Annotated in this window: 17 protein-coding genes; 7 read left to right on the top strand and 10 right to left on the bottom strand. The window is 64.2% G+C overall.

Annotated features, from left to right (window positions below; genetic code table 11):
• Positions 1–73: 73 nt before the first annotated feature.
• A complete protein-coding gene (locus EDF71_RS00280) occupies positions 74–1,159 on the top strand; it encodes a LacI family DNA-binding transcriptional regulator (RefSeq protein ID WP_133854647.1) in 1,086 nt (361 codons plus the stop codon).
• On the opposite strand, the gene EDF71_RS00275 is transcribed toward EDF71_RS00280, so the two are convergent.
• From EDF71_RS00275 to EDF71_RS00260, 4 genes are read right to left on the bottom strand one after another with little or no spacing between them, the layout of a single operon-like run.
• The gene (locus tag EDF71_RS00275) at positions 1,148–2,755 is read right to left on the bottom strand and encodes an ABC transporter ATP-binding protein (RefSeq protein ID WP_133854646.1); all 1,608 of its coding nucleotides are present in this window, start codon (positions 2,753–2,755) and stop codon (positions 1,148–1,150) included. The two genes, EDF71_RS00280 and EDF71_RS00275, sit on opposite strands and share 12 nt — an antisense overlap.
• Complete coding sequence (locus tag EDF71_RS00270; protein WP_133854645.1) at positions 2,752–3,696, bottom strand: ABC transporter permease; 945 nt, start codon at positions 3,694–3,696, stop codon at positions 2,752–2,754. The genes EDF71_RS00275 and EDF71_RS00270 overlap by 4 nt, the downstream gene beginning before the upstream one ends.
• The gene (locus tag EDF71_RS00265; RefSeq protein WP_208300976.1) at positions 3,693–4,658 is read right to left on the bottom strand and encodes an ABC transporter permease; all 966 of its coding nucleotides are present in this window, start codon (positions 4,656–4,658) and stop codon (positions 3,693–3,695) included. The genes EDF71_RS00270 and EDF71_RS00265 overlap by 4 nt, the downstream gene beginning before the upstream one ends.
• A gap of 3 nt (positions 4,659–4,661) precedes the next feature.
• Positions 4,662–6,347 carry an ABC transporter substrate-binding protein gene (locus tag EDF71_RS00260; protein WP_133854644.1) on the bottom strand — a complete coding sequence of 562 codons (1,686 nt, stop codon included), beginning with the start codon at positions 6,345–6,347 and terminating at the stop codon, positions 4,662–4,664.
• A gap of 112 nt (positions 6,348–6,459) precedes the next feature.
• Between EDF71_RS00260 and EDF71_RS00255 the strand changes: the two genes are divergently transcribed.
• Genes EDF71_RS00255 through EDF71_RS00245 form a run of 3 tightly spaced genes read left to right on the top strand, consistent with a single transcriptional unit; the run spans position 6,460 to position 9,865 of the window.
• The gene (locus EDF71_RS00255) at positions 6,460–7,758 is read left to right on the top strand and encodes an acyl-CoA dehydrogenase family protein (RefSeq protein ID WP_133854643.1); all 1,299 of its coding nucleotides are present in this window, start codon (positions 6,460–6,462) and stop codon (positions 7,756–7,758) included.
• Positions 7,755–9,026, top strand: a complete 1,272-nt coding sequence (locus EDF71_RS00250; RefSeq protein ID WP_166656415.1) for an LLM class flavin-dependent oxidoreductase — start codon at positions 7,755–7,757, stop codon at positions 9,024–9,026. Before EDF71_RS00255 ends, EDF71_RS00250 begins: the two co-directional genes overlap by 4 nt.
• A complete protein-coding gene (locus EDF71_RS00245) occupies positions 9,023–9,865 on the top strand; it encodes an LLM class flavin-dependent oxidoreductase (protein ID WP_133854641.1) in 843 nt (280 codons plus the stop codon). The genes EDF71_RS00250 and EDF71_RS00245 overlap by 4 nt, the downstream gene beginning before the upstream one ends.
• 737 nt (positions 9,866–10,602) lie before the next feature.
• Here EDF71_RS00245 and EDF71_RS00240 read toward each other — a convergent pair.
• Positions 10,603–11,526 (bottom strand): LysR family transcriptional regulator, encoded by a 924-nt coding sequence (locus tag EDF71_RS00240; protein ID WP_133854640.1) that lies wholly within the window; start codon positions 11,524–11,526, stop codon positions 10,603–10,605.
• A gap of 104 nt (positions 11,527–11,630) precedes the next feature.
• Here EDF71_RS00240 and EDF71_RS00235 point away from each other — a divergent pair, with 104 nt between their 5' ends.
• The gene (locus EDF71_RS00235) at positions 11,631–12,365 is read left to right on the top strand and encodes an SDR family oxidoreductase (protein WP_133854639.1); all 735 of its coding nucleotides are present in this window, start codon (positions 11,631–11,633) and stop codon (positions 12,363–12,365) included.
• Positions 12,366–12,452: 87 nt separating this feature from the next.
• Here EDF71_RS00235 and EDF71_RS00230 read toward each other — a convergent pair whose 3' ends face one another.
• Complete coding sequence (locus tag EDF71_RS00230) at positions 12,453–13,076, bottom strand: TetR/AcrR family transcriptional regulator (RefSeq protein ID WP_133854638.1); 624 nt, start codon at positions 13,074–13,076, stop codon at positions 12,453–12,455.
• 219 nt (positions 13,077–13,295) lie between these two features.
• Here EDF71_RS00230 and EDF71_RS00225 point away from each other — a divergent pair, with 219 nt between their 5' ends.
• Entirely contained in the window at positions 13,296–14,531 is a 1,236-nt protein-coding gene (locus tag EDF71_RS00225) for an MFS transporter (RefSeq protein WP_133854637.1), read from the top strand.
• Positions 14,532–14,783: 252 nt separating this feature from the next.
• Here the strand turns inward: EDF71_RS00225 and EDF71_RS24890 are convergent, their stop codons facing one another.
• A complete protein-coding gene (locus EDF71_RS24890; RefSeq protein ID WP_166656414.1) occupies positions 14,784–15,041 on the bottom strand; it encodes a hypothetical protein in 258 nt (85 codons plus the stop codon).
• Between the two features lie 199 nt (positions 15,042–15,240).
• Here EDF71_RS24890 and EDF71_RS00220 point away from each other — a divergent pair, with 199 nt between their 5' ends.
• Positions 15,241–16,026 (top strand): hypothetical protein, encoded by a 786-nt coding sequence (locus tag EDF71_RS00220; RefSeq protein WP_133854636.1) that lies wholly within the window; start codon positions 15,241–15,243, stop codon positions 16,024–16,026.
• Between the two features lie 73 nt (positions 16,027–16,099).
• Here EDF71_RS00220 and EDF71_RS00215 read toward each other — a convergent pair whose 3' ends face one another.
• Genes EDF71_RS00215 through imuA form a run of 3 tightly spaced genes read right to left on the bottom strand, consistent with a single transcriptional unit; the run spans position 16,100 to position 21,479 of the window.
• The gene (locus EDF71_RS00215; protein ID WP_133854635.1) at positions 16,100–19,228 is read right to left on the bottom strand and encodes an error-prone DNA polymerase; all 3,129 of its coding nucleotides are present in this window, start codon (positions 19,226–19,228) and stop codon (positions 16,100–16,102) included.
• Between the two features lie 24 nt (positions 19,229–19,252).
• Positions 19,253–20,752, bottom strand: coding sequence for a DNA polymerase Y family protein (locus tag EDF71_RS00210; protein ID WP_243854101.1), 1,500 nt, complete (start codon positions 20,750–20,752; stop codon positions 19,253–19,255).
• Positions 20,670–21,479 (bottom strand): translesion DNA synthesis-associated protein ImuA, encoded by an 810-nt coding sequence (gene imuA, locus EDF71_RS00205; RefSeq protein ID WP_133854634.1) that lies wholly within the window; start codon positions 21,477–21,479, stop codon positions 20,670–20,672. Before imuA ends, EDF71_RS00210 begins: the two co-directional genes overlap by 83 nt.
• Between the last annotated feature and the right edge of the window lie 146 nt (positions 21,480–21,625).

Here is a 21,625-nt window from a genome sequence, read left to right as displayed (position 1 = left end):
TGTGCCCGCAGGGCGGTGGAAAGCCTTAGACTCGGAGTGATCAGCCCTCCAGCCTTGCGCCATCCACACTGACGTGACCCCAACCCCACCGCACCCCGATGACGACAACTGTCCGGCCTCCCCAGCCGACCATCCGCCGCCAGATGGCGGCGTGGTGCGGCTGACCTCCAAGGACATTGGCCGCCTGGTGGGCGTGTCCCAGGCCACCGTCTCCAATGCCATCAACCGGCCGCATCTGGTGGCGCCTGCCACGCTGGCGGCCATCGAGCGGGTGATGGCCGACCATGGCTACAGCGTGAACAGCTCGGCCCGCGCGCTCAAGTCCGGCATTGGCAAGGCCCTGGGGGTGGTGGTGCTGGATGTGGCCAATCCGTTTTGGGGCGAAGTGGTCAAGGGCATCGAGACGGTGACGGCGCCAGGGCGCATTCCGCTCATCATCGGCAGCTCCAACGAGGATGCGGAGACCGAGAGCGCGATTTTTCAGTCCTTTGAATCACAGGGCGTGCGCGGCATTCTGGTGGCACCCACGCCGTCCAATCTGCCGCTGCTGCGCCGTTTTCGGGCCAAGGGTATCCAGGTGGTGCTGCTAGACAGCGAAGACCCGCAGGGCGAGTTTCCCTCCATCAGTCTGGACCATGCCGCTGGGGCGGAACTGGCAGCGGCCTATCTGCGCGATGGCGGCCACCGGGAGGTGGCGCTGGTCAATGGCTCGCCCGAGATATCCTGGTGTGCCAGCCGGTCGCGCGGCTTTCATGCGGGCTTCGCCGGTGTTGCGGATGCGCGTATCCATGAGATCAGCCGCACGGCAATGACGGTAGAAGAGGGCCGGCAAAGCGTGGATGTGCTGCTGGCATTGTTGAAGCAGCAACCCCCGATCACCGCCTTGTTCTGCACCAATGACATGCTGGCCTTGGGCGTGCTCAAGGGATTGCATGAGCGCGGCATCTCAGTACCTGGCGATCTGTCCGTGGTGGGCTACGACGATGCGGTGTTTGCCGAACTGCTCTCGCCCGGCCTCACCACGGTGCACCAGAATGCCACGGCCATTGGCCGTGCCGCAGCGCTGCTGATGACACTGGACGCGGACGGGCCGCAGCTGCCCGAGCCGCTGCAGCCCCCGCACCTGGTGGTGCGGGGTTCCGCCCGTTCATTGCGCTGATGCCGCGAGGGGCGCATTGCCCAGGTGCGGAACGGCCGCAATGAGCTGGCGCGTGTAGTCGTCCCTGGGGCGCTCCAGCACCTGGCGCGCATCGCCGTACTCTCGCAGTTCGCCATGGCGCAGCACGGCCACATCGTGGCTCACCTGGCGGATAACGCCCAGGTCGTGCGAGATGAAGAGCATGGCCACACCGGTTTCACGCTGCAGTGTGGTGATCAGTTCCAGAATCTGCTTTTGCACAGATACATCGAGTGCGGAGACGGGTTCATCCAGCACCACGATCTGCGGCTCCGTCGCCAGCGCACGGGCAATGGCCACGCGCTGGCGCTGCCCGCCCGACAGCGTGAGCGGCCTGCGTGCCGCCAGTGCCGGATCGAGCCCCACCTTGTGCAGCCACTGGGCCACGCGTTCGTCACTGCGCGCGCTGGACTCGCGGCCAAAGCGCAGCCACAGCGCCTCTGCCAGCACCCGGCCCACGGTGTAGCGCGGGTCAAAGGCAGACAGCGGATCCTGGTGCACGAACTGAATCGGCCTGGCACGGCTGCGCGGCGGTGGGGCACGCAGGGTGTCAGCCTGGATGTGCCCTTCGGTCGCCTTCTGCAGGCCGGCCACAATGCGGGCCAGCGTGGTCTTGCCGGAGCCCGATTCACCCACCAGCCCCAAGGTGCGGCCGTGGCGTAGCTCAATGTCCACACCGCGCAGGGCCTCACGCCCGGCAAAGCGCTGGCGGATATGGACGGCGCGCAGCAGCACGGGCGCATGGCCCGTCGCAGTGTCGGGCGCCGCATCATCGAGCCGGGGGATAGCGGCCATCAGGCTGCGCGTATAGGCGTGTGTGGGTTGACGCAGCACCTGGTCTGCCGGGCCGTTCTCCACCACCTGGCCCTGGCGCAGCACGATCACCTGGTCAGCCAGCTGCGACACCACGCCCAGATCGTGGCTGATGAGGATGAGGGCAATGCCCTGGCGCTTGAGCTCGCCAAAGAGTGCGAGGATCTCCTTTTGCACGGACACATCGAGCGCCGTGGTGGGCTCGTCGGCAATCAGGATGGGCGGGTTGCCCGCGATGGCGGTGGCGATCAGTGCACGCTGGCGCAGCCCGCCCGAGAGCTGGCTGGGGTATTCGTGGATACGTGTCGCCGGATCGGGCATGTGGGCGCGGCTAAGCAGTTCCAGCGCCCGCGCTTGCTCCTGCTCGCGTGTGGCGGACTCGGTCGCGCGGATGGCTTCCTGCAGCTCCTGCCCGATGGTGCGCAAGGGGTCGAGCGAGACCAGCGCATCCTGCAGGATGTAGCCGACCTTGCGACCGCGCAGGCTGCGCCACTGCCGCTCGCCCAGGCGCAGCGCGTTCTGGCCGTCGATCTCCAGCGCATCGGCGGTGATGCGGGCGTTCGGGCCATTGAGTCCCACCAGGCAGCGCGTGCTCACGCTTTTGCCGGAACCGGATTCACCCACCAGCGCGACGCACCGGCCCGGCTGCAGCTCAAAGCTCAGGCCTGATACGGCCTGGCGCAAGCGGCCGCGCTCTTCAAACGCCACCGCCAGGTTGCGTACGCGCAGCAGGGGCGCTGACGGGGTGTTGGATAGCAAACTCACAGCCGGCCCTCCGAACGCTGCTGCAGCCAGCGGCCCAGCCAGGTGGTGCTCATCACGAACAAGGTGATGGCCAGTCCCGGGAACACCGCCGCCCACCAGCCCATGCTGAGAAAGTTGCGGGCATTGGTGAGCATGGCGCCCCATTCGGGCGAGGGCGGCGGGTTGCCCAGCCCCAGAAAGCTCAGCGCGGCGCCAGCCAGTGTGGCGCTGCTCAGGCCGATGGTGGCCACCACGATCAGGGGCCGCAGTGCATTGGGCACGATATGGCGCAATACGACCTCGGCGCGGCTCAGGCCCAGCGCCTCTGCGGCCTCGATATAGCTGGCCGAGCGCACGCGCAAGGTCTCGGCGCGCACGATGCGGGTGTAGTAGGGGATGCCGGCGATGCCGATGGCAATGGCCGCGTTGAAGATGCCGCTGCCGAACAGCGAGACGATAAAGACGGCCAGCAGCAACTCCGGAAACGCGGCCCCGATGTCGGTGAGCCGCATGACCACCGTGGGCACCACACGCTGCGTGAGCCCGGCGAGCAGGCCGAGCACCGTGCCCACCGCCAGGGACAGCGCCACTGCGCTCAGCCCCAGCAGAATGGAAGGCCGCGCGCCATGCACCACGCGCGTGTAGACATCGCGGCCGATCTGGTCCGTGCCCATGGGGTGGTGCAGCGAGGGCGGCTGCAGCAGCTGGCTGCGGTCGGCTGCGAGTGGATCGCCCGGAGCCAGCAGGCTGGGAGCGAGCACCGCGCACAGCAGCAGCAGGAGCACGGTCACCGCGAGCGCGGCGCCCAGCGTGCTCGCACGCGGCAGGCGCCAGTCTGAGAGTGAAAACCTTGGCGCTGTGCCTGCTGCGGTTGATGCGGCAGGCGCGTGCTGGGTGCTCGGGGTGGTGGGGCTGTGTTGGGCGCCGTGGGCGTCAATAGGGATCGAAAGCGTCTGGTTCATGGCTGCGGCGACTCTGTCTGCAGTCGGTGGTCGATGAGGAGGTAGGCGAAGTCGATCAGCAGGTTCATGACCACAAAGGCCAGGGTGGCGAGAGAGACCAGACCCAGCACCAGCGGCATGTCCTGGCGGGTGACGGCATTCACCAGCAGGCGGCCGAGGCCGGGGCGGCCAAACAGGGTTTCGGTAATGGCGGCGCCGCCCAGCAGCGCGCCAAAGCTGTAGCCCGCCATGGTCAGGTAGGGAATCACCGCGTGGCGCAGGCCATGCCGCAGCTTGGTGGCCAGCACCGACAGCCCGCGTGCGCGGGCCGTGGTGATGAAGGGCTGCTCCAGCACATCGTCCATGGAGCGGCGCAGTACCTGTGCCAGCGGCGCGGCCGTGGGCAGGGCAATGGTCAGCGCGGGCAGGATGAGCGAGCGCAGACCCCCGGTATCCAGCAAGGGGAACAGCTGCCAGTGCACGGTGAAGAGCAGCATCAGCAGAAAGCCGATCCAGAACACGGGCGTGGAAGCCAGCACCAGTTCCACGGCGCCAGCGATGGCACTGCTGCGGCGGCGCCCGGCGCTCAGAATGCCCACGGCCAGCGACAGCAACACGGCCAGGCCGCAGGCCAGGCTGGCCAACGCCAAGGTGGGGCGGGCCTGTTCGGCAATCAAGCTGGCAACGGGCTGCTCCTGCACATAGGACATGCCCATGTCGCCCTGCACCAGGCGCGACAGGTAGAACAGGTACTGCATCACCAGCGGCTCGTCCAGGTGGTATTCCTTGCGGATGGCGGCCAGCACTTCGGCGGTGATGGCCACGGCGTCACCGCCTGCGCCTGCAATGACAAAGGCCGGATCCACCGGCACCAGCCTGAGCGCGAAAAACGCCGCGGTGATGGCCCCGAGCACGGTGAGCGCGCTCAGGCCAACACGGTGGAGGACCCGGCGGGAGAGAGGGCGCAGGGAGGCTTGCGTCACAGCTTACTTTCCGATCCAGGCATCGAACAGGTAGGGCTGCGGCCAGGCCTTGTCCCAGGCCACGCCATGCACATTCTTCTGGATGGCGACGAGGCGGGCACGCGAGTACAACGGCACCGAGGGCGCGTAGTTCGGCAGGATCTCCTGCGCCTGGGCGTAGTAGCGGGCGCGGTCGGGTGATTTGCCCGAGGCCCGCGCCTTGGCCAGCAAGGCATCAAGCTCGGGAATGCTCAGGAACGAGGCGTTGGAGCCCACGGTGCTGCCATCGCTGATGTTGTCTGTGCCATAGAGACGCCACAGCTGCATGCCGGTGGCTTCGGACTGGAAGGTGCCCAGCAGGCCATAGTTGCCGTTGTAGAGGCGTTCGGGCAGATCGGTGACAGGCTGCAGCTTGATCTCGAAGCCGAGCTTGCGCGCATCGATCTGAACTTGCTCCAAGGTGCGCTGTGCCAGCTGGTCGTTGTCGGCATAGGGGATGGAGGCGCTCAGGCGCTGGCCCTCTTTGCTGCGGTAGCCCTGCGCATCGCGCGTGCTCCAGCCCGCTTCGTCCAGCAGGCGATTGGCCTTGTCCGCGTCGTAGCTGATCTTGTTCTTCAGCTCCTTGTTGAAGTCGGGCGTTGTGCTGGCCAGGTATTCCTGCACCGGATAAGCACCGAAGGTGGAGCTGGCGACGATCTCTTCGCGGTTCAGGCCATGCAGCAGGGCCTGGCGCACTTCGAGCTTGTCGAAGGGCGCGCGGCGGGTGTTGAAATGCAGGCTGTAGCCCACGCCCGGCAGCAGGAATTCCTCGTTTTGGTACTCCGCGCTTTGCTTCACGCTCTTGGCGTATTCGGGCGCGATGTAGTCGACCACATGCGCTTCCTTGGTGGTCAGCGCGTTGTAGCGTGTCTGGTCTTCGGGCAGGAAGACGTATTTGACGCTGTCCAGGTAGGCTGCGCCAGCGTGGAACTGCGCGGGCGCCCATTGGTAATCGTCATTGCGCACATAGGTCAGGCTCTGGCCCTTGACCCAGCTGTCGAACTTGAAGGGGCCGGTGCCGATGAGCTTGGTGGCCAGCGACTTGGGGTCCTGCTCGATCTGCTGCTTCGAAAGAATCCCGAAGTAGGGCGCGGCAATTAAGGTGAGAAAGCTGGACTCGGGCGTGCCCAGCTTCACCGACACGGTGTATTCGTCAATGACCGTCGCCACCGGCTTGAGCTTGGCGGTGGAGCCGGTCGACTTGTTGGCCGGGTCGTTCACATAGTCAAAGTTGGCCTTGACGGCCGCCGCATTGAAGGGCGTGCCATCGTGAAAATGCACGTCCTTGCGCAGGTGGAAAACGTAGGTGGTGGCGTCATCCGACACATCCCAGCTCGACGCCAGCCAGGGCGCGTGCGTGCCGTCGCCGTTGTCCCAGACCAGGGAGTCCAGCGCCGGGCGCACCGAATGCGCGCCCGAGCCCTGGTCCACCAGCGGATTCAACTGAGCGGGCTCGGCTCGGATGGCGACCACGAGCTGGCCACCGCGCACCGGCTCGGTCTGTGCTGCCGGTGCAGCGGATGCGCCCGCTGCGGAAGCCGTGGAGGCGGGCGCAGTTTCCGTCTTGGAGCAGGCAGCCAGAACCAGACCGACCAGGCCCCCTCCCAGCGTCAAAGCCAGTCTGCGCGACACCGGAGCCGTGAAGTGTTTAGGTGCTTTTTCGTAAGTCATTAGAAGAATTTATTCGTATCAATTTCGAAGTACTACTAGTATCATGTATAAAAATCTTTTTCGTTATTCGATTTATGCATATCAATCTTCGCTTTCTTGATGGAGAGTTCTCGTGACCTCGGCGCCTCAACCTTCTTTTCGCTTCGCCCCCTTGTTCACTGCGCAGGCATTAGGTCTGCCACCTGCGCTGGCCCCCAAGGTCGATGCCGTGTTGGCGACATTGCGGGACCGCGCCGCCGAGCGCGATCGGGACGGAGGCTCCTTGGCCAATGAGCTGCAAGCGCTGGCCCAACTCGGCGTGACTTCTGCGCGTTTGGCCACGGCACAGGGCGGGCTGGGATGGAGCTATGCGCAGAATGTGGACTTGCTGATCGCTCTGGCGCGTGCCGACTCGAGCGCCGCGCAGAGCCTGCGCTCGCATTTCCTCTATGTGGAGCATCTCGTGCGCCACCCCGATTTGTCGGGCAATGCCTTTGGCGTTGCCGAGGTGGCGGGCGGCAAGCTCTTTGCGAGTGCGACCACCGAGATCGGCAACATCGCCGTGGGTGCCGTCGGCACCAAGGTTGAGCCCGATGGACAGGGCCGTCTGCGTCTGAACGGCTCGAAGTTCTACACCACGGGGGCAGGCTATGCCGACTGGGTCAACGTGTTTGCAGCCGACACCGAAGGCACGCACATTCTGGCCACCGTGGCCCGTGAGGATCAGGGCGTGACCGTGGTCGATGACTGGGACGGCGTCGGTCAACGCCTCACGATGAGCGGCACCATGCAGTTCGAACAGGTGCTGGTGGATCCCGCCCATGTGCGGCCGCGCGCCCGTTCGGAGGACACGCCTTCGGGCTTGCAGGACGCGATGGCCCAGCTCACCCACCTGGCCACGCTCACCGGGATTGCCATTCGTGCCTTTGAAGATGCGGCCGCGTGGCTGCATGGCCGCAAGCGCCACTTCAGCCATGCAGCCGCCTCGGTGCCTGCCGACGACCCCTTGGTGCAGGAGCAGGTCGGTCGCCTGGAGGCAGTCGCCGGCACCGCCTTGCTCGCGGTGCGCTCTGCTGCGCTGCAGCTGCAGACACCCAGCGAAGACGCCTTGGGGGACCCGTATGCGGATGGGCATCGCGCCGTCACGCAGCTGCAGGTGGTGTTGCCCGCGTTGATTCTCGATGCGACGCAGGCGCTGTTTGATATTGGCGGCGGCTCCATGGTGGTGGCCGCGCGTGGGCTGGATCGGCACTGGCGCAATGCACGCACACTGGCATCGCACAACCCGTCGCCGCAGAAGGCACGCGTGCTGGGCAATGAGGCGCTCAACGGCGTCGCCCTTCCGACCATCTGGTATGCCGGCACCGCAGCTGGGGCAGCGTCCATCGCTGCAGCGCCCGCGCCAACGCTGGCAGTGGAGGCGCAGCCGTGAGCAGCTTCATCCTCAATGCCAACATCTACGATTTCGGCACCGACGCGGGCGCCTGGCGGGCACCGGGCACCGGCCCCCGTGACAACCTGAGCGAAGCGTTCTGGCGCACGGTGGCCCGCACTGCCGAAGACGGCGGGCTTGACGGCATCTTTCTGGCCGATGGGCCGGGGCTGTCGTCCAACCCGGCCATCCGCCCCAACCGCATGGTGGAGCCGCTGGCCACGCTGGCCGTCGTGCTCGCGGAGACCAGCCGGCTGGGCGTGATCGCCACGGTGTCCACGGGTTCGAACGATCCGGTGGAGCTTGCCAGCCGCCTGCTGGACTACAACCTGCTGTCGCAAGGCCGGTTTGGCTGGAATGTGGTGACGGGCTTGCCAGAGCTCTCCGCCCAGGACTTCAAGGTGCCCAAAACGCCTGAGCGCGCCGACCGCTATGCCCGCGCCACCGAGTTTTTGCAGGTCTATGCCGGCTATCTGGATGCGGTGCGCGAGGGCAAGGATTTCAACCACTCGGGCGAGCGCTTTCAGTATTCACTCAAGCGCGATGAATTGCCCACCCAGGGGGCGGCGGCGCGCTTCAGCACCAAGGTAAGCCCGCTCATCGTGCAAGCTGGTGGATCGGAGCAGGGCCGGCGCCTTGCCGCGCAAAGTGCCGATGCCGTGTTCTCCGCCGAAACGGTGTTCGAGGTGGCACGCAAGAACCGGCTGGAGCTGCATACCATGGCGCGCGAGTCCGGGCGCCGGCCGCCCGTGGTGCTGCCCGGCGTGCATTTGGTGATCGGCTCGACGGAAGCGGAGGCCGAGGCGCGTTTTCAGCGGGTGCACCAGCGTGGCCCCAAGGACTATGTGTTGCAGCGCTTCTCCAGCCTGCTCGACATTCCGGCTGATCGGCTCGATCCGCAGGCGCCGGCCTCGGCATTGGAACAACTGGCGGGCTCCACAGAGCGTGGTTCCGCAGGTTTCCGCAAATCCATCACCGCCTATGGCGTGGCCAACGGGCTCACGATCGGTCAGCTCATCCGGCATTTCTCCGGATTTGGCCACCAGTTCTTTGTGGGCACGCCTGAGCAGTTTGCCGACGTGGCTGAGCGCTGGTGGCGCGGCGGTGCCGCCGATGGCTTCAACCTGCTGTTCGACGCCAACCCCATCGGGCTGCGCGAGTTCGTTGACCATGCCATGCCCGTGCTGCGCCAGCGCGGCATTGTGCCGCCCGAGCCAGTAGCCACCCCCCTTGCTTTTGCCCAACGCCTTCAGGAGCTTTCTGCATGACGGTACACACCGTGTTGGACCTTTCCGGCCAGGCGCTGGAAGACATTCTCACCACTCTCGCCGGTGGCGGCGCGCCTGCCACCGCACTTGGCAAGGCATTGGATGCCCTGCCGGTTGCAGCCTATGCACTGGGCCTGGGAACAGCAGCAGCCAGGGCGCGTGATACCTCTGTGGCGCTGTCCTTCCTGCTCGCCTTTACGCGCAGCAGCCGCTTCATTGCCAGTGCCAATCCTGCGCAGCAGCACCCGATCAATCTTGCACGCAATCTCGCGACGCTCAACGCCCTGCATGGCTCGCGCATCGGCCTGGCCTTGCACGCAGATGCGCCCACCGCCGGCTGGTTTCGGCCCGAGGATGCGGCCTCTCCCGCCAGCGCTGCCGACTATTTGCGTCTGGTCTCCTCGCTCTGGGACAGCTGGCCCATGGACGCGCTCATTGGCGATACCGAAGGCGGCCGCTATGTGGATGCCGACCGCATCGTGCGCATAGCGGACCCCGTCTACACGCATATCGGCGGCCCGCTCACACTGCCCACCGATATCCCGGGCAAGCCCCCGCTGCTGCTGCTCTCGCCCCACGGCACCGCCGCTTCCCCGGAGCCATCGTTGGACCTTCAGCTCAACGAAACCGAGCCGGGGTCAGGCCATTTCACGCGCGACCCTGTGAGCCTGCGAACCGGTGCGCCATCGCTGGATGCCATCCTCGCCTGGTCCAGCGAAGACAATGCCCCGGCGCAAGGCGCGTCGATACGCGAAGCCCTGCAGTTGCCTGCAGGACGTAGCGCTGCTGCGGTGCAGACGCCGGTCTTCAAGGATGCAGCGGTGGCGTTGCGGGTGTGAGTGGGGGGCGGCAGGGTGAGGTTTCCCGATGGGTCCTGGGTTCTGATGCCGGAAACATTCGTTGGGGCACAAGCGAGTCATGGCTTGGACTGCTCAAGTGCGGACAACGTTGCTGCTTGTGTCAACCCATTCGGTGGTTAATACGCATTGCCCGTATACCAAAACATCAACGATGTTATCCAGGCTCACAAAGCGAAAATGGCGTACGGTATCCCTGTCTAACCCCACCGACTGGGTTGTGCTGAATGCGTCTAGCCACTGCGAGTCTTTTACTTCCAGTAGAGGATAAGCGGCACTGCCCCAGTCCCCTCCCAGTTGAGGAATTTCCGTTATTGGATAGGTCTCCCATGGGTGCGCGTATTTGGTATGAGACATGCATGCTATGACGCTGTCAAAGCGGATGACCAAGTCCCGCGACGGGGCACCGACGATATTGGAAAAACAAAGCCGTATCGAATGCGCACCTGGCTCAGTACAAAGAACGATAAATGCGCATGGCCCATCTACGCTGTCGACCCATGAAAATCGGGAATAAGTCTCTTGCATAGGAAATTATTTCTCAATATTTATCGTGGCCAGGATTTGCGGATCGAAAGGTGCAGGAACAGATCGCATCCCACCCTGAGCATCACATGGGCACGCCATGCGTCTGGGCGGTAATGCACCAGGGCCAGATCAAACGCCTGCGGTGTGGCGACTTTATCGGAGTATTACGCGTTGCTGATTGGCCTTCCTGCTTAACTTGCCGTGGACCCGGGCAAAGACCCAGCCACCGGCACCCACCGTTTCACATGCTCCACCAAGGCCCTTAACTTGCGCGGCTGGTTTCTGCGGTTGGGGTAGTAGAGGTAAAAGCCGGGAAAGTAGGGCAGGTAGCTGTCCAGCACCGAGACCAGCTCTCCGCGTTCCAGGTAGGGCGCAAAGGTCTCTTCCATGCCGATGGTGATGCCGCCATCGGCCAGCGCGGTGCGCACCATCAGCAGCATGTCGTTGGTGGTGACACGGGGGGCGACCGCGAGGCTGAAATCACGGCTGTCTTCCTGGAATTCCCAGCGGTAGGGGGCGAGCTCCAGCTCGGCACGCCAGCCGATGCAGCGGTGGCTCAGCAGGTCATTGGGGTGTTGGGGCGTTCCCTGTGCAGACAGGTAGGCAGGGGTGGCGACGACCACCTGCCGTTGCGACCCCGTCAGCGGGATGGCGATCATGTCCTGCTCGATGACTTCACCGAGGCGCAGGCCGGCATCAAAGCCACCGGCAATGATGTCGGATTCGTCATCGGTGACGGTGACATCCAAGGTGATATGCGGGTGGGCGGCGGCAAAGGCGCTGATCAAGGGGCCGGACAGAAAGCGCTCGGCGATGGAGGTGACCGCCACGCGCAGCAGCCCGCGCGCCGGGCCTTCTTCGGATACTTCTTCAAGTGCCACTTGCACAGCAGCCAAAGGCCCACTGATTTGCTGGTGCAGCGTCTGGCCGGCCTCGGTCAGGCGCACATGGCGGGTGGTGCGGTGGACCAGGGCGATGCCCAGTTGGTCCTCCAGCTTGCGCATGGCCTGGCTGACGGCAGAGCGTGTCACGCCCAGCTGGTCGGCAGCAGCACGGAAGTTTTGCGCTTTGGCCACCGCCAAAAAGCAGTGGAGCAAGTGAAGTTCGTCTTTCATTGGTTAGAAAGTCTAACCAAATTGTGCAGCATTGGCACACTTCTCTGATCAAGCCAAGCTGCCTACAGTTTGAACTTTCCAACGCCATGTGCAGAAAGTTCTCCATGAAAAACTTGCTCGACAAAGTCATTTTGATCACCGGTGCCAGCAGCGGTATCGGTGAGGCCACCGCCAAGCTGCTGGCCGCGCACGGCGCCACCGTCGTGCTGGGCGCCCGCCGGGTCGACAAACTGGGCCAGATCGTGGCCGATATCCAGAACGCAGGCGGTGTGGCCGAAGCGCTGGCGCTGGATGTGACCCAGCGTGCGCAGCTGCAGGCCTTTGCCGACCATGCGCTGAATCGCTATGGGTGCATCGATGCCATCATCAACAACGCCGGCGTGATGCCGCTGTCACCGCTTGCCGCATTGCGGGTGGAGGAGTGGGACTGGATGATCGATGTGAACATTCGCGGTGTGCTGCACGGCATTGCGGCGGTGTTGCCCACCATGCGCCAGCAGGGCTTTGGGCATGTCGTGAACATCGCCTCCATCGGCGCGCATGCGGTGTCGCCAACCGCCGCCGTTTACTGCGCTACCAAGTACGCGGTCTGGGCGATTTCGGAAGGGCTGCGGCAGGAAAGCCGCGACATCCGTGTGACCACGATCAGTCCCGGGGTGACGGAGTCGGAGCTGGCGGAGACCATCACCGATGCCGCTGGCCGTGAAGAGATGAAGGAGTTTCGCAAAGTGGCCATCAGCGCATCGGCGATCGCAAGGGCCATCCATTTTGCGATTTCGCAACCGGCGGATGTGGATACCAGTGAGATCATCATGCGGCCTACGGTGAGCCCGCATTGATGTGAACCCGCACTGCTGCTAGAACCGGGCGGCCGCAAGGCTATGAGCTTCATGGCTGTTGATATTGTCGCCAGCCACCATGGGTTATCAGTGCGCCTTGGCTTTGTGCACGCCAGCGTCCCATACCTGCATGATTTCGGTCACTGCGTTGTTCAGGGCGACCGATGTCATCCCATCCCGGGCCAACGTGGTCAAACCGACTAAAAAGCCTCCGAACACCATCGACAGCGCGCGCGCGTCGGTCTCTGAGGGCAATTCGCCCGATGCCTTCGCGCGCTCCACGCAAGAGGCAATGCCATCGCGTGTTCTTGTGCGAGCCTGAGCCAGCATCTTTTGAACCTGGAGATGCTCGCCTGAGCAACCCGCGGCTGAAACCACCATCAGGCAACCCTTGGGATGACCGCGTTCGCTTTGCATTTTTGCCGAGCGGCGCAAGGTCAGCTCAACAGCTTCGCGCGGTGGCAGGCGCTCATCCCACAAGCTGGATTCGACCTGTCCATGGGTCGCGAGGTAGTGCGTCACGACTTCCTTGAACAAGCCCTCCTTCGAGCCGAATGCCGCATAAAAGCTGGGTGCCGTAATGCCTCCGCCTATGCCGGCCTTGAGCTGTGTCAGCGAGGTGGCGTCATAGCCATGCTCCCAAAACAGATGCATCGCCTGGTGGATGGCTTCTTCACGATCAAAGCTACGGGGACGGCCCATTTGCGCCATGGCGCTCTCCTGTTGGTAAGGACTTAAATACTAATCGATACAAAAGTCGTTGACAAGGGCGTCCAGGATTCGCTACATTTATACCAATCGATATATAAATCGAAGCGCCGGCGATGGCTGATCCACCGACCTGACCCGCCCGGGGCACGCTCATCTTCAGCGGGCGCGTCCTCGACGCAGCTTTTATCCCACCTCAACTTCTCACACGGAATCCTTTCGATGACTAAGACGACCTGGCACCCACCCGAGGCGCACACACCGCCAGCAGCTGCTGAGAGGCTGCCGATATCCGCGCTACTGGCGCTCGCCATGACGGGGTTTATCTGCATCGTGACGGAGACCTTGCCTGCGGGCCTTTTGCCGCAGATCAGCGAAGGGCTTGGCGTGTCGCAGGCGCTCGCGGGGCAAATGATCACCGCTTATGCGCTGGGCTCACTGCTGGCAGCGATTCCCCTGACCATCGCCACCCGTGGCTGGCGGCGACGCAACGTGCTGCTGCTGACCATCGTCGGTTTTCTGGCCTTCAACTCCCTGACGGCGTTGTCTTCGAACTACTGGCTGACCTTGGCTTCTCGCTTCTGCGCGGGCATGGCTGCCGGACTGGCCTGGAGCCTGTTGGCTGGCTATGCGCGCCGGATGGTCGCGCCGCATCTGCAGGGCCGCGCAATGGCCATTGCCATGGTGGGAACGCCCATTGCACTGTCGCTGGGCGTGCCTGTGGGCACCTGGCTGGGCGCGCTCGTAGGTTGGCGCACTGCTTTCGGCATCATGTCTTTGCTGACCTTGGCACTGATCGTCTGGGTGCAGCGGAAGGTGCCTGACTATCCAGGTCAGTCAGGTCGCGAAACGATGCCATTGCGCAAGGTATTTACAACGCCAGGCGTCCGCCCTGTGCTGGCTGTGGTGATCGCCTGGATGCTGGCACACAACCTCTTGTATACGTACGTGGCACCGTTTTCGGCACTGGCCGGTTTGGCGGGTCACGTGGATCTCGTGCTCCTGGTGTTCGGCGTCGCGGCACTGCTGAGCATCTGGATCGTCGGACGGCTGGTGGATCGCTGCCTGCGCGCCGCAGTGCTGGTCAGCCTGGCGACCTTCGCGCTGACGGCTCTGGCCTTGGGGCTATGGGGCGCGTCCGCCTGGCTTGTCTATGCCGGGGTGGCCATTTGGGGCCTCACCTTTGGTGGTGCGGCTACGTTGTTGCAGACCGCCTTGGCTGATACGGCTGGCGAGGGCGCGGATGTGGCCTTGTCCATGAATGTGGTGGCTTGGAACAGCGCCATTGCCGGCGGTGGGATTCTGGGTGGCGTCATTTTGGAAATCCAAGGGGCGGGCGCTCTACCTTGGGCCGCGTTGGCGCTGCTGCTGGTCGGCTTCGGGATGGCTTGGTGGGCGCGCTCCCAAGGCTTCCCATCGGGCCACCGCGTATCCAATACGGCGGTGGTGGGCCACTGATCTGCGACGGGTACGGTAAGACAGCGGCGTTGCTTCGCAGCACTCCTCCTCACCGAAAATCCCGGCTCCGAATCCGCAGGCTGTCAAACCAGTCTGACACATCCCGCAGCTGGTGCGCATGGGGTGTTTCCGACTGCCGCCGTCTACTGCGCTACCAAGTTGCGGGCAATGCAAAGCGCTGGTATTCGTGCGTTATTCTTCACTCCTGAGTTAAGGCCGGTGGCCGAACGCAGTAGCGATGCGTTCATGCAGCTACTGGCTCATGTCCAAGGCAAGAATGTCTTTGTCGGTGTTTGCATCTTCGGGTGTGAAGCAGTGCAGTGAGCCATCTTGTGCGTTGATGAACAACCTTGCGCAAGACCGACACTGCCACATCGTTCGTGTGGAGGCCTGGAGGATGCATCGCGCGCGCATGTATGCGTCGTCCTTGCTCAATTTGCCATTGGCAATCGGGTCGATGACTTCCTCGTCGATCGCATCAAGCGCGCCAAACCGACTTTGATCGGGCATTAAATGGGCTTTGTGGGATAAATTGTCGGTGCTGTCAACAATGAGAGCACCACAGCGGCATGGAATTTTCAAAATAGAGCCTTTGGTTGGGTGCGATTGGACTTACTGTACGGCATTCAGCGGAGCACCATTGCGTTCTAATAACTAAAGTTAGCTGAAGAATAAAAGTTTAGAGTCTGCTCGCTTGGATGTAGGAAAAATGGTCGAAAATTCTAAAGCTGAATATGAAAAAAATCCCACATGGGACATCGGATTGACCGGAGAATTGGTAGCTGCAATATTTGGTCCAGTTCAGTGGAAGAAGGCGCATCCTAGCGTAAGGTCCATGACGGATAGACCCGAATTCTGCCGCTATCACTACCATGAGGCCTTGGGCATGATGAGTGAGTACATCGAATCAAAGCTAGAAGAGACAGGTATCTGGGGTGTTTACGATGAGTACGGTGAGTTCAGTCACCTAATGCTGAAAATCAGGGCAAATATCGCTGCATTTGTGCAGAGTTTGCATGCAGTGTCGGACACCTGTTCTCACATGCTCTATTACGCTTTGGCCTTGGATACGATTCCAAAGCCGCTCAGAGAGCGAGACATCAATGCCAAGGAAGTCCTTAAGTTACTAGAGCAGCAGCACGACGCCGGGCATCCGGAGTATGACAAGCTCTGTAGATTGTTCCAAGAGATTACGACTGGCGATGACTACAAATACCTTAGTGCCTTGACTAATACTGTCAAGCACCGCAGCATCGTTCGCTCAGAACTGAATGAGGACGCTACTGGCAGAAGGAAAGAGAAGTGGGTTCTTTTTTTGGAGTCGTTCTGGTATGCGGGAGAATTATTTTTAAGAACCGATGCTCGTGATTTCATGCGGAAGGAGCATGATCGAATTCAGCCGCTGACTGTAAACATCGGCGTAGAACTGAACAATGTCTTGATGAAGCTCCAGTCGTTAAAGTCGTCACCTCATTCTGGTGAGGAAAACCAGTAAAGAGTCAACACCGTAGCAGCACACGACTGTATGGCTTGCCAATTGCGAATCCAACTGGCTAAGCGCAACACCCTCACCGAAAATCCCGGCTCCGAATCCGCAAACTCTCAAACCAGTCCGACACATCCCGCAGCTGGTGCGCAATCAAGTTGCCCACCTCACCGCTGCGCTGCCAGCGGCCTTGCACAGCAAGGAACTGGGAATGCAGCAGGGCATCGCGCTGGGCGCTGCGCAGCTGGGGCCAGCAGATGACTTGCAGGTTGCCGGTTTCATCCTCCAGGGTGATAAAGACGACGCCCTTGGCGGTGGGCGGTTGCTGGCGCAGGGTGACGATGCCGCAGGCGCGCACCCAGCTGCCGTCGCGGGCTTCGCGCAGCTCGGCCTGGGTTTGGAAGCGGTGGCGCTGCAGGCGTTCGCGCAGCAAGGCCATGGGGTGGCAGCGCAGGCTCAGGCCCAGCGAGGCGTAGTCCCAGTGGATGTCTTCCTGCTCGCTGGCGGCGGGCAGTTGCAGCTCTTCCTCATCGATGGGGGCTGCGCGCAGCAGGCGGCTGTGGTGCAGCGGCGCGGAGGCATGCCAGAGCTGGTTGCGGCGGTGGCCTTCTAGGCTGGCCAGGGCATCGGCGGCGGCCAGGTACTTCATCGCCGGGGCATCGAGCTGGGCGCGGCGGGCCAGGTCCTGGGCGCTGTCAAAAGGGGCGGCGCTGCGGGCCTGCAGCAGGCGCTCGACTTGCGTCTGCTGCAGCTGCTTGACCAGGCGCAGGCCCAGGCGCACGGCGGGGTGGGGGCCGCTGGCGGCTTCGGTATTGCAATCCATGCCGCTGTGCATCACATCGACGGGCAGTACCTGCACGCCATGGCGCTTGGCATCCTGGATCAGCTGGCTGTTGCTGTAAAAGCCCAGCGGCTGGCTGTTGACCATGGCCACCAGAAACTCGGCCGGGTAGTGGCATTTGATCCAGGCGCTGAAGTACACCAGGATCGCAAAGCTGGCGGCATGGCTCTCAGGAAAACCGTATTCCGAAAAGCCCTGGATCTGCTGAAAGATCGATTCGGCAAAGGCCTGCGAGTAGCCGTTGCCGGTCATGCCATTGATGATCTTGTCGTAGTACTTTTGCAGGTTGCCGGTGCGGCGCCAGGCGGCCATCGAGCGGCGCAGCTGGTCGGCCTCGCCGGCGCTGAAACCGGCCGCATCGATGGCGATCTGCATCACCTGTTCCTGGAAGATGGGCACGCCCAGGGTGCGCTCCAGTGCCGGGCGCAGCAGCTCGCTTTCGTACTGGATTTTTTCCAGTCCCTGGCGGCGGCGCAGATAGGGGTGGACCATGCCGCCCTGGATAGGGCCGGGCCGCACCAGCGCGACCTCGATCACCAGGTCGTAGAACGTTCGCGGCCGCAAGCGTGGCAGCATGCTCATCTGGGCGCGGCTCTCGATCTGGAAGACGCCGATGGTGTCGGCCGCGCAGATCATGTCGTAGGTGGCGGTGTCTCCGTGCGGGATATCGCCCAGCGCAAAGCTGCGGCCCTGGCGTGCGCCCACCAGGTGCAGCATTTTCTGCAGTGCGGTGAGCATGCCCAGCGCCAGCACATCCACCTTGAGCAGGCCGACGGCATCGAGGTCGTCCTTGTCCCACTGGATGACGGTGCGGTTCTCCATGCTGGCGCGCTCGATCGGCACGATGCGCGAGAGCGGGCCGCGCGTGAGCACAAAACCGCCCACATGCTGGGACAGGTGGCGCGGAAAATCGCGCAGGGTCTCGACCAGCTCCTGCAGTTGGCGCACGGCCAGGTCGCCCGCCTGCAGGCCACACTGGGCCAGCGCTTCGGCCCGCAGCAGTTCGTCGTCCCAGCGCGAATGGTCGCGTGCCAGCAGATCGATGCTGGGCAGTGCAAAGCCTAGCGCCTTGGCCACATCGCGGATCGCGGATTTGCGCCGGTAGCGGATGACCACGGCGGTGAGGCCGGCGCGGTGCAGGCCGTATTTCTTGTACAGGTACTGGATGACCTCTTCGCGCCGGGCATGCTCAAAGTCCACATCGATATCGGGCGGCTCGTTGCGCTCCTTGCTGATGAAGCGCTCGAACAGCAGCCGGGTCTTGTCCGGATCGACCTCGGTGATCTGCAGGCAAAAACAGACCGCCGAGTTGGCGGCCGAGCCCCGGCCCTGGCAGAGGATGTTCTTGCTGCGGGCAAAGCGCACGATGTCGTAGACGGTCAGAAAGTAGTGCTCGTACTGCAGCTCGGAGATGAGGGCCAGCTCTTTCTCCAAGGTGGCCTGCACTTTCGGCGGCGTGCCTTGCGGCCAGCGGCGCGCTGCCCCTTCGTAGCTGAGCTGGCGCAAGTAGGCTGCTGGCGTGAGCTGAGGCGGCACCACCTCGTCGGGGTACTGGTAGCGCAGCTCGGTCAGCGAGAACTGGCAACGCGCTGCAATGCCCAGGCTAGCCTCCAGCAGGTCAGGCGGGTACATCTGCGCCAGCCGCAGCCGGCTGCGCAGGTGCTGCTCGGCATTGGGCTGCAGCGCGTAGCCGCAGTCGGTCAGCGGTGTGCGCAGGCGGATGGCGGTCAGCACATCCTGCATGGGCTTGCGCGAGCGCACATGCATGTGCACATTGCCGGCAGCTACCAGCGGCGCGCCACTGCTGCTGCCCGCCGCTCGCATCTGCGCCAGCCAGGCCTCGTCGCCCAGGCTGCGGTCCAGCTGCACGGCCAGCCAGCAGCGGCCGGTAAAGTGCTGCTGCAGCCAGGCGGCCTGGGCCTGGATCTGCGCCGGGTTGGCCTGGCGGCTGGGGGCCAGCAGCAGCAGGCAGTCTTGCAGCGCGCGCGGGTGGATGGCCGACTGCGCCAGTGCATAGCTGCCCTTGGGTGATTTGCGCCGCAGCTGGGTGATGAGGGCGCAGAGGTTGCCATAGCCATGCAGGTTGCAGGCCAGTGCCACCAGGGTGAAGGCGGGCGCGGCTGCATCGGTGGGCTGCACCTCGAACTGTGCGCCCACGATCAGCGGCAGCCCGCAGTCACGCGCGGCGACATGGGCGCGCACGATGCCGGCGAGCGAGCATTCATCGGTCAGCGCCAGCGCGCGGTAGCCCTGGGCATGGGCGCGCTCGACCAGCTCATGCGGGTGGCTGGCGCCGCGCAGAAAGCTGAAATTGCTCAGGCACCACAGCTCGGCGTAGTCGGGGATGGGGAGGGGAGGGCGCGTGGCCATGGTGCAAGCAGGATGCAGCGCGGCTCAGGCAAAGCGGCCGTGCAAAAACCAGGCGCTGCTGTGGGCAGACAGCCGGGTATGAAAAATCCACAGCAGGCCGGCATGGGTGCTGTGGGCGACCCAGTAATCGCGCAGTGCGGTGTGGGCGGTTTGGGAGAGGGGAGCGGGCTTGGGCGGGCTTTCGCGGTGATCGCCGTGGTCGCTGTGACCGATGTTGATTGCTGCCTCATCGGTGTGAGTGTCTCCATCCGCATCGCTCACTGGCAAAAAGCCAGGACTGCGGTGCCACCAGCCGCCTTCAATGCGCTGCGGGCCCAGAAGCAATTGCAAGGGGCCGTGGTAGAGCGGCCGGCTTTGGCTGTCTTGCAGCAGTTGCAGCGGCGTGGGCAGCAGGAAGCTGGGTTGCGGAAGGGGTGGCAACGCCGAGGGCGGGGCGGCCTTGGCCTTGCCGGCCGGTTGCGCGGGCAGCCACTGCACCTGCCACTCGGGGCGGTGGTCGGGCCGCAGCAGCGGGCGCTGCACCTGGTCGGCGCCCAGGCGGGCGGTGATGCGCTCCAGCACCTGCTCCAGGCTTTCATCATCAGCGGTTTTGTCGGGCAGCAGGCTGGCGCTGCGCTCTTGCAGCGCTTCGGGCGCATCGGCATGCAGGCTCAGCTCACCCACGGGGGCTTGCAGCTCCACATGGGCCAGGTGCTCTTGCAGCAGGCGGCACAGGTGCTGCAGATCGCGCGTGGTGCTGGCGGTGTGGATGGTCAGCTCGCCGCCATCGCCCACATGGCGGGAGCGCATCGCATCATGGCACCAGCACAGCCGAAAGCTGCGCACGCCGGCACGCTGCGCCGCCAGCCAACCGCACAGCTGCAGTAGCAGGTGGCGCGCGCCATGCATCAGCGCATCGGCCTGGTCGATGCGCATGGGCAGCTCCAGCCGGGCATCAAAGCGGGCAGGCAGGCTGATCCAGGGGTAGCGGTCGGGCAGCAGGCCATGGGCCTGGTCGAGGGCTTTCAAGATGCCCGTATCCATGCGCCGGGCCAGCGCGCCCCGGGGCAGCGCATGCACAGCGCCCAGGCTCTGGCAGCCCAGCTGGCTCAGCAGCTCGGCATGGCGGGCCACCGCATCGATGGCCTGCAAGGGCAGGGGCGCCAGCACCTGGGGCAGCGGATGGCCCATGCCGTGGCGGATGCCGCAGCGTGCCAGCGCAATGGCGGCCAGGCTGGTGGGGGCCCAGCCGATGGCCTGCACGCCCAGCTGCCGGCTTTCGCGCAGCAGGCGCCGGGCCAGCTGCTGGCGGCCGCCAAACAGGCGCTCGCTGGCTGAGAGCTCCAGCACCAGCGCATCGCCAAAGACACTGTCCGAGGGCACGCAGGCCAGGCGCGGCGTGAACTGCTGCGCCCACAGCGCCAGGCCTTGCATGTTGGCGCTGGGCGCGGCGCTGGCGGCCTCAGTGCTGCAGGCTGGATGGCTGGGCGCGCTGGCGGCGGGGCAGGGGAGTTGGGGCAGCAGGGCGGCCCAGATCGGTGTCATGGTCTGGCAAGAGGATGGCTCGGGTCGAGGTGGTGGAAGGTTGGGGCTGCGGCAGGCTAGCGGGCCACAGGCGGGTGGGCAGCACGGCTTGCAGGCTGGGCGGCACGGCGGGCAGCTCCAGCGTGCCTTCGTACACGGGGCCCCGGCGTTTGAGCAGCTCCAGCTGCAGCGACCAGGGCTGGCTGCTGCGCACCAAAAGCCGCAGTGGCGCGGCCGAGGCCTGGTGCCGGCTGCTCTCGGGCCGGAACACAAAGACCAGGCCTTCAAACTGCTGGGCGCTGATTTGCAGGCGGCGTATCTGCTCGGGCTGCACCTGGGGCAGCCAGGCCAGCAGCGCGGCGGCGGCATTGGCCTTGAGCAACTGCTCCAGCGCCCAGAGCTGGTCTTGCGGGCGGCTGCCGTGGATCCAGACCAGCTGCCCAGGCGCCAGGCCGCTTTGCGCCAACCCGCTGGCATGGGGCGGCAGCGGCGGGCCCAGTGCGATGACGGGTTTGTGCGCTGGGCACTGCTGCAGGGCCACGCCGGTCAGGCGCCATTCCAAGGTGCCGGCCTGGGGCTGCAGCACCTCCGTCAGGCACTGGCTGGGCCAGCCCTTGCCGGGCAGCTCGGCATCGAGCGCATCCCAGCCGGTGGGGATGCCTGCCATCGGCGCGCGCACCAAGTGGTCGCCGCGCCAGAGCTGGGCGGCCACCGTAGGCGGCAGGGACAGGGCATCGAGTTTAGGCATGGCAAATAACTGTATATATGTACAGTATAAGAGCTTGCGCCTGCCTTATGTGTAACAGCGGGCGGGTCTGCGCCGCACTGTAGGACGACAAAGCCTGTGTATGTCTTTGAAAACAAGCCCCTGCAGCTTTGTTTTGAAGCTGACAG

Source organism: Comamonas sp. JUb58 (assembly GCF_004364775.1).
In the GTDB taxonomy this organism is placed as follows: Bacteria; Pseudomonadota; Gammaproteobacteria; order Burkholderiales; family Burkholderiaceae_C; genus Comamonas.
This window is presented reverse-complemented; position numbering and strand designations above follow the sequence as displayed.

Coding starts and splice junctions, on each gene's coding strand:
- EDF71_RS00270 (WP_133854645.1), bottom strand. CDS start 3,696: ATGAACCAGACGCTTTCGATCCCTATTGACGCCCACGGCGCCCAACAC.
- EDF71_RS00260 (WP_133854644.1), bottom strand. CDS start 6,347: ATGACTTACGAAAAAGCACCTAAACACTTCACGGCTCCGGTGTCGCGC.
- EDF71_RS00245 (WP_133854641.1), top strand. CDS start 9,023: ATGACGGTACACACCGTGTTGGACCTTTCCGGCCAGGCGCTGGAAGAC.
- EDF71_RS00240 (WP_133854640.1), bottom strand. CDS start 11,526: ATGAAAGACGAACTTCACTTGCTCCACTGCTTTTTGGCGGTGGCCAAA.
- EDF71_RS00235 (WP_133854639.1), top strand. CDS start 11,631: ATGAAAAACTTGCTCGACAAAGTCATTTTGATCACCGGTGCCAGCAGC.
- EDF71_RS00230 (WP_133854638.1), bottom strand. CDS start 13,076: ATGGCGCAAATGGGCCGTCCCCGTAGCTTTGATCGTGAAGAAGCCATC.
- EDF71_RS00225 (WP_133854637.1), top strand. CDS start 13,296: ATGACTAAGACGACCTGGCACCCACCCGAGGCGCACACACCGCCAGCA.
- EDF71_RS24890 (WP_166656414.1), bottom strand. CDS start 15,041: ATGCCCGATCAAAGTCGGTTTGGCGCGCTTGATGCGATCGACGAGGAA.
- EDF71_RS00220 (WP_133854636.1), top strand. CDS start 15,241: ATGGTCGAAAATTCTAAAGCTGAATATGAAAAAAATCCCACATGGGAC.
- EDF71_RS00215 (WP_133854635.1), bottom strand. CDS start 19,228: ATGGCCACGCGCCCTCCCCTCCCCATCCCCGACTACGCCGAGCTGTGG.
- EDF71_RS00210 (WP_243854101.1), bottom strand. CDS start 20,752: ATGACACCGATCTGGGCCGCCCTGCTGCCCCAACTCCCCTGCCCCGCC.
- imuA (WP_133854634.1), bottom strand. CDS start 21,479: ATGCCTAAACTCGATGCCCTGTCCCTGCCGCCTACGGTGGCCGCCCAG.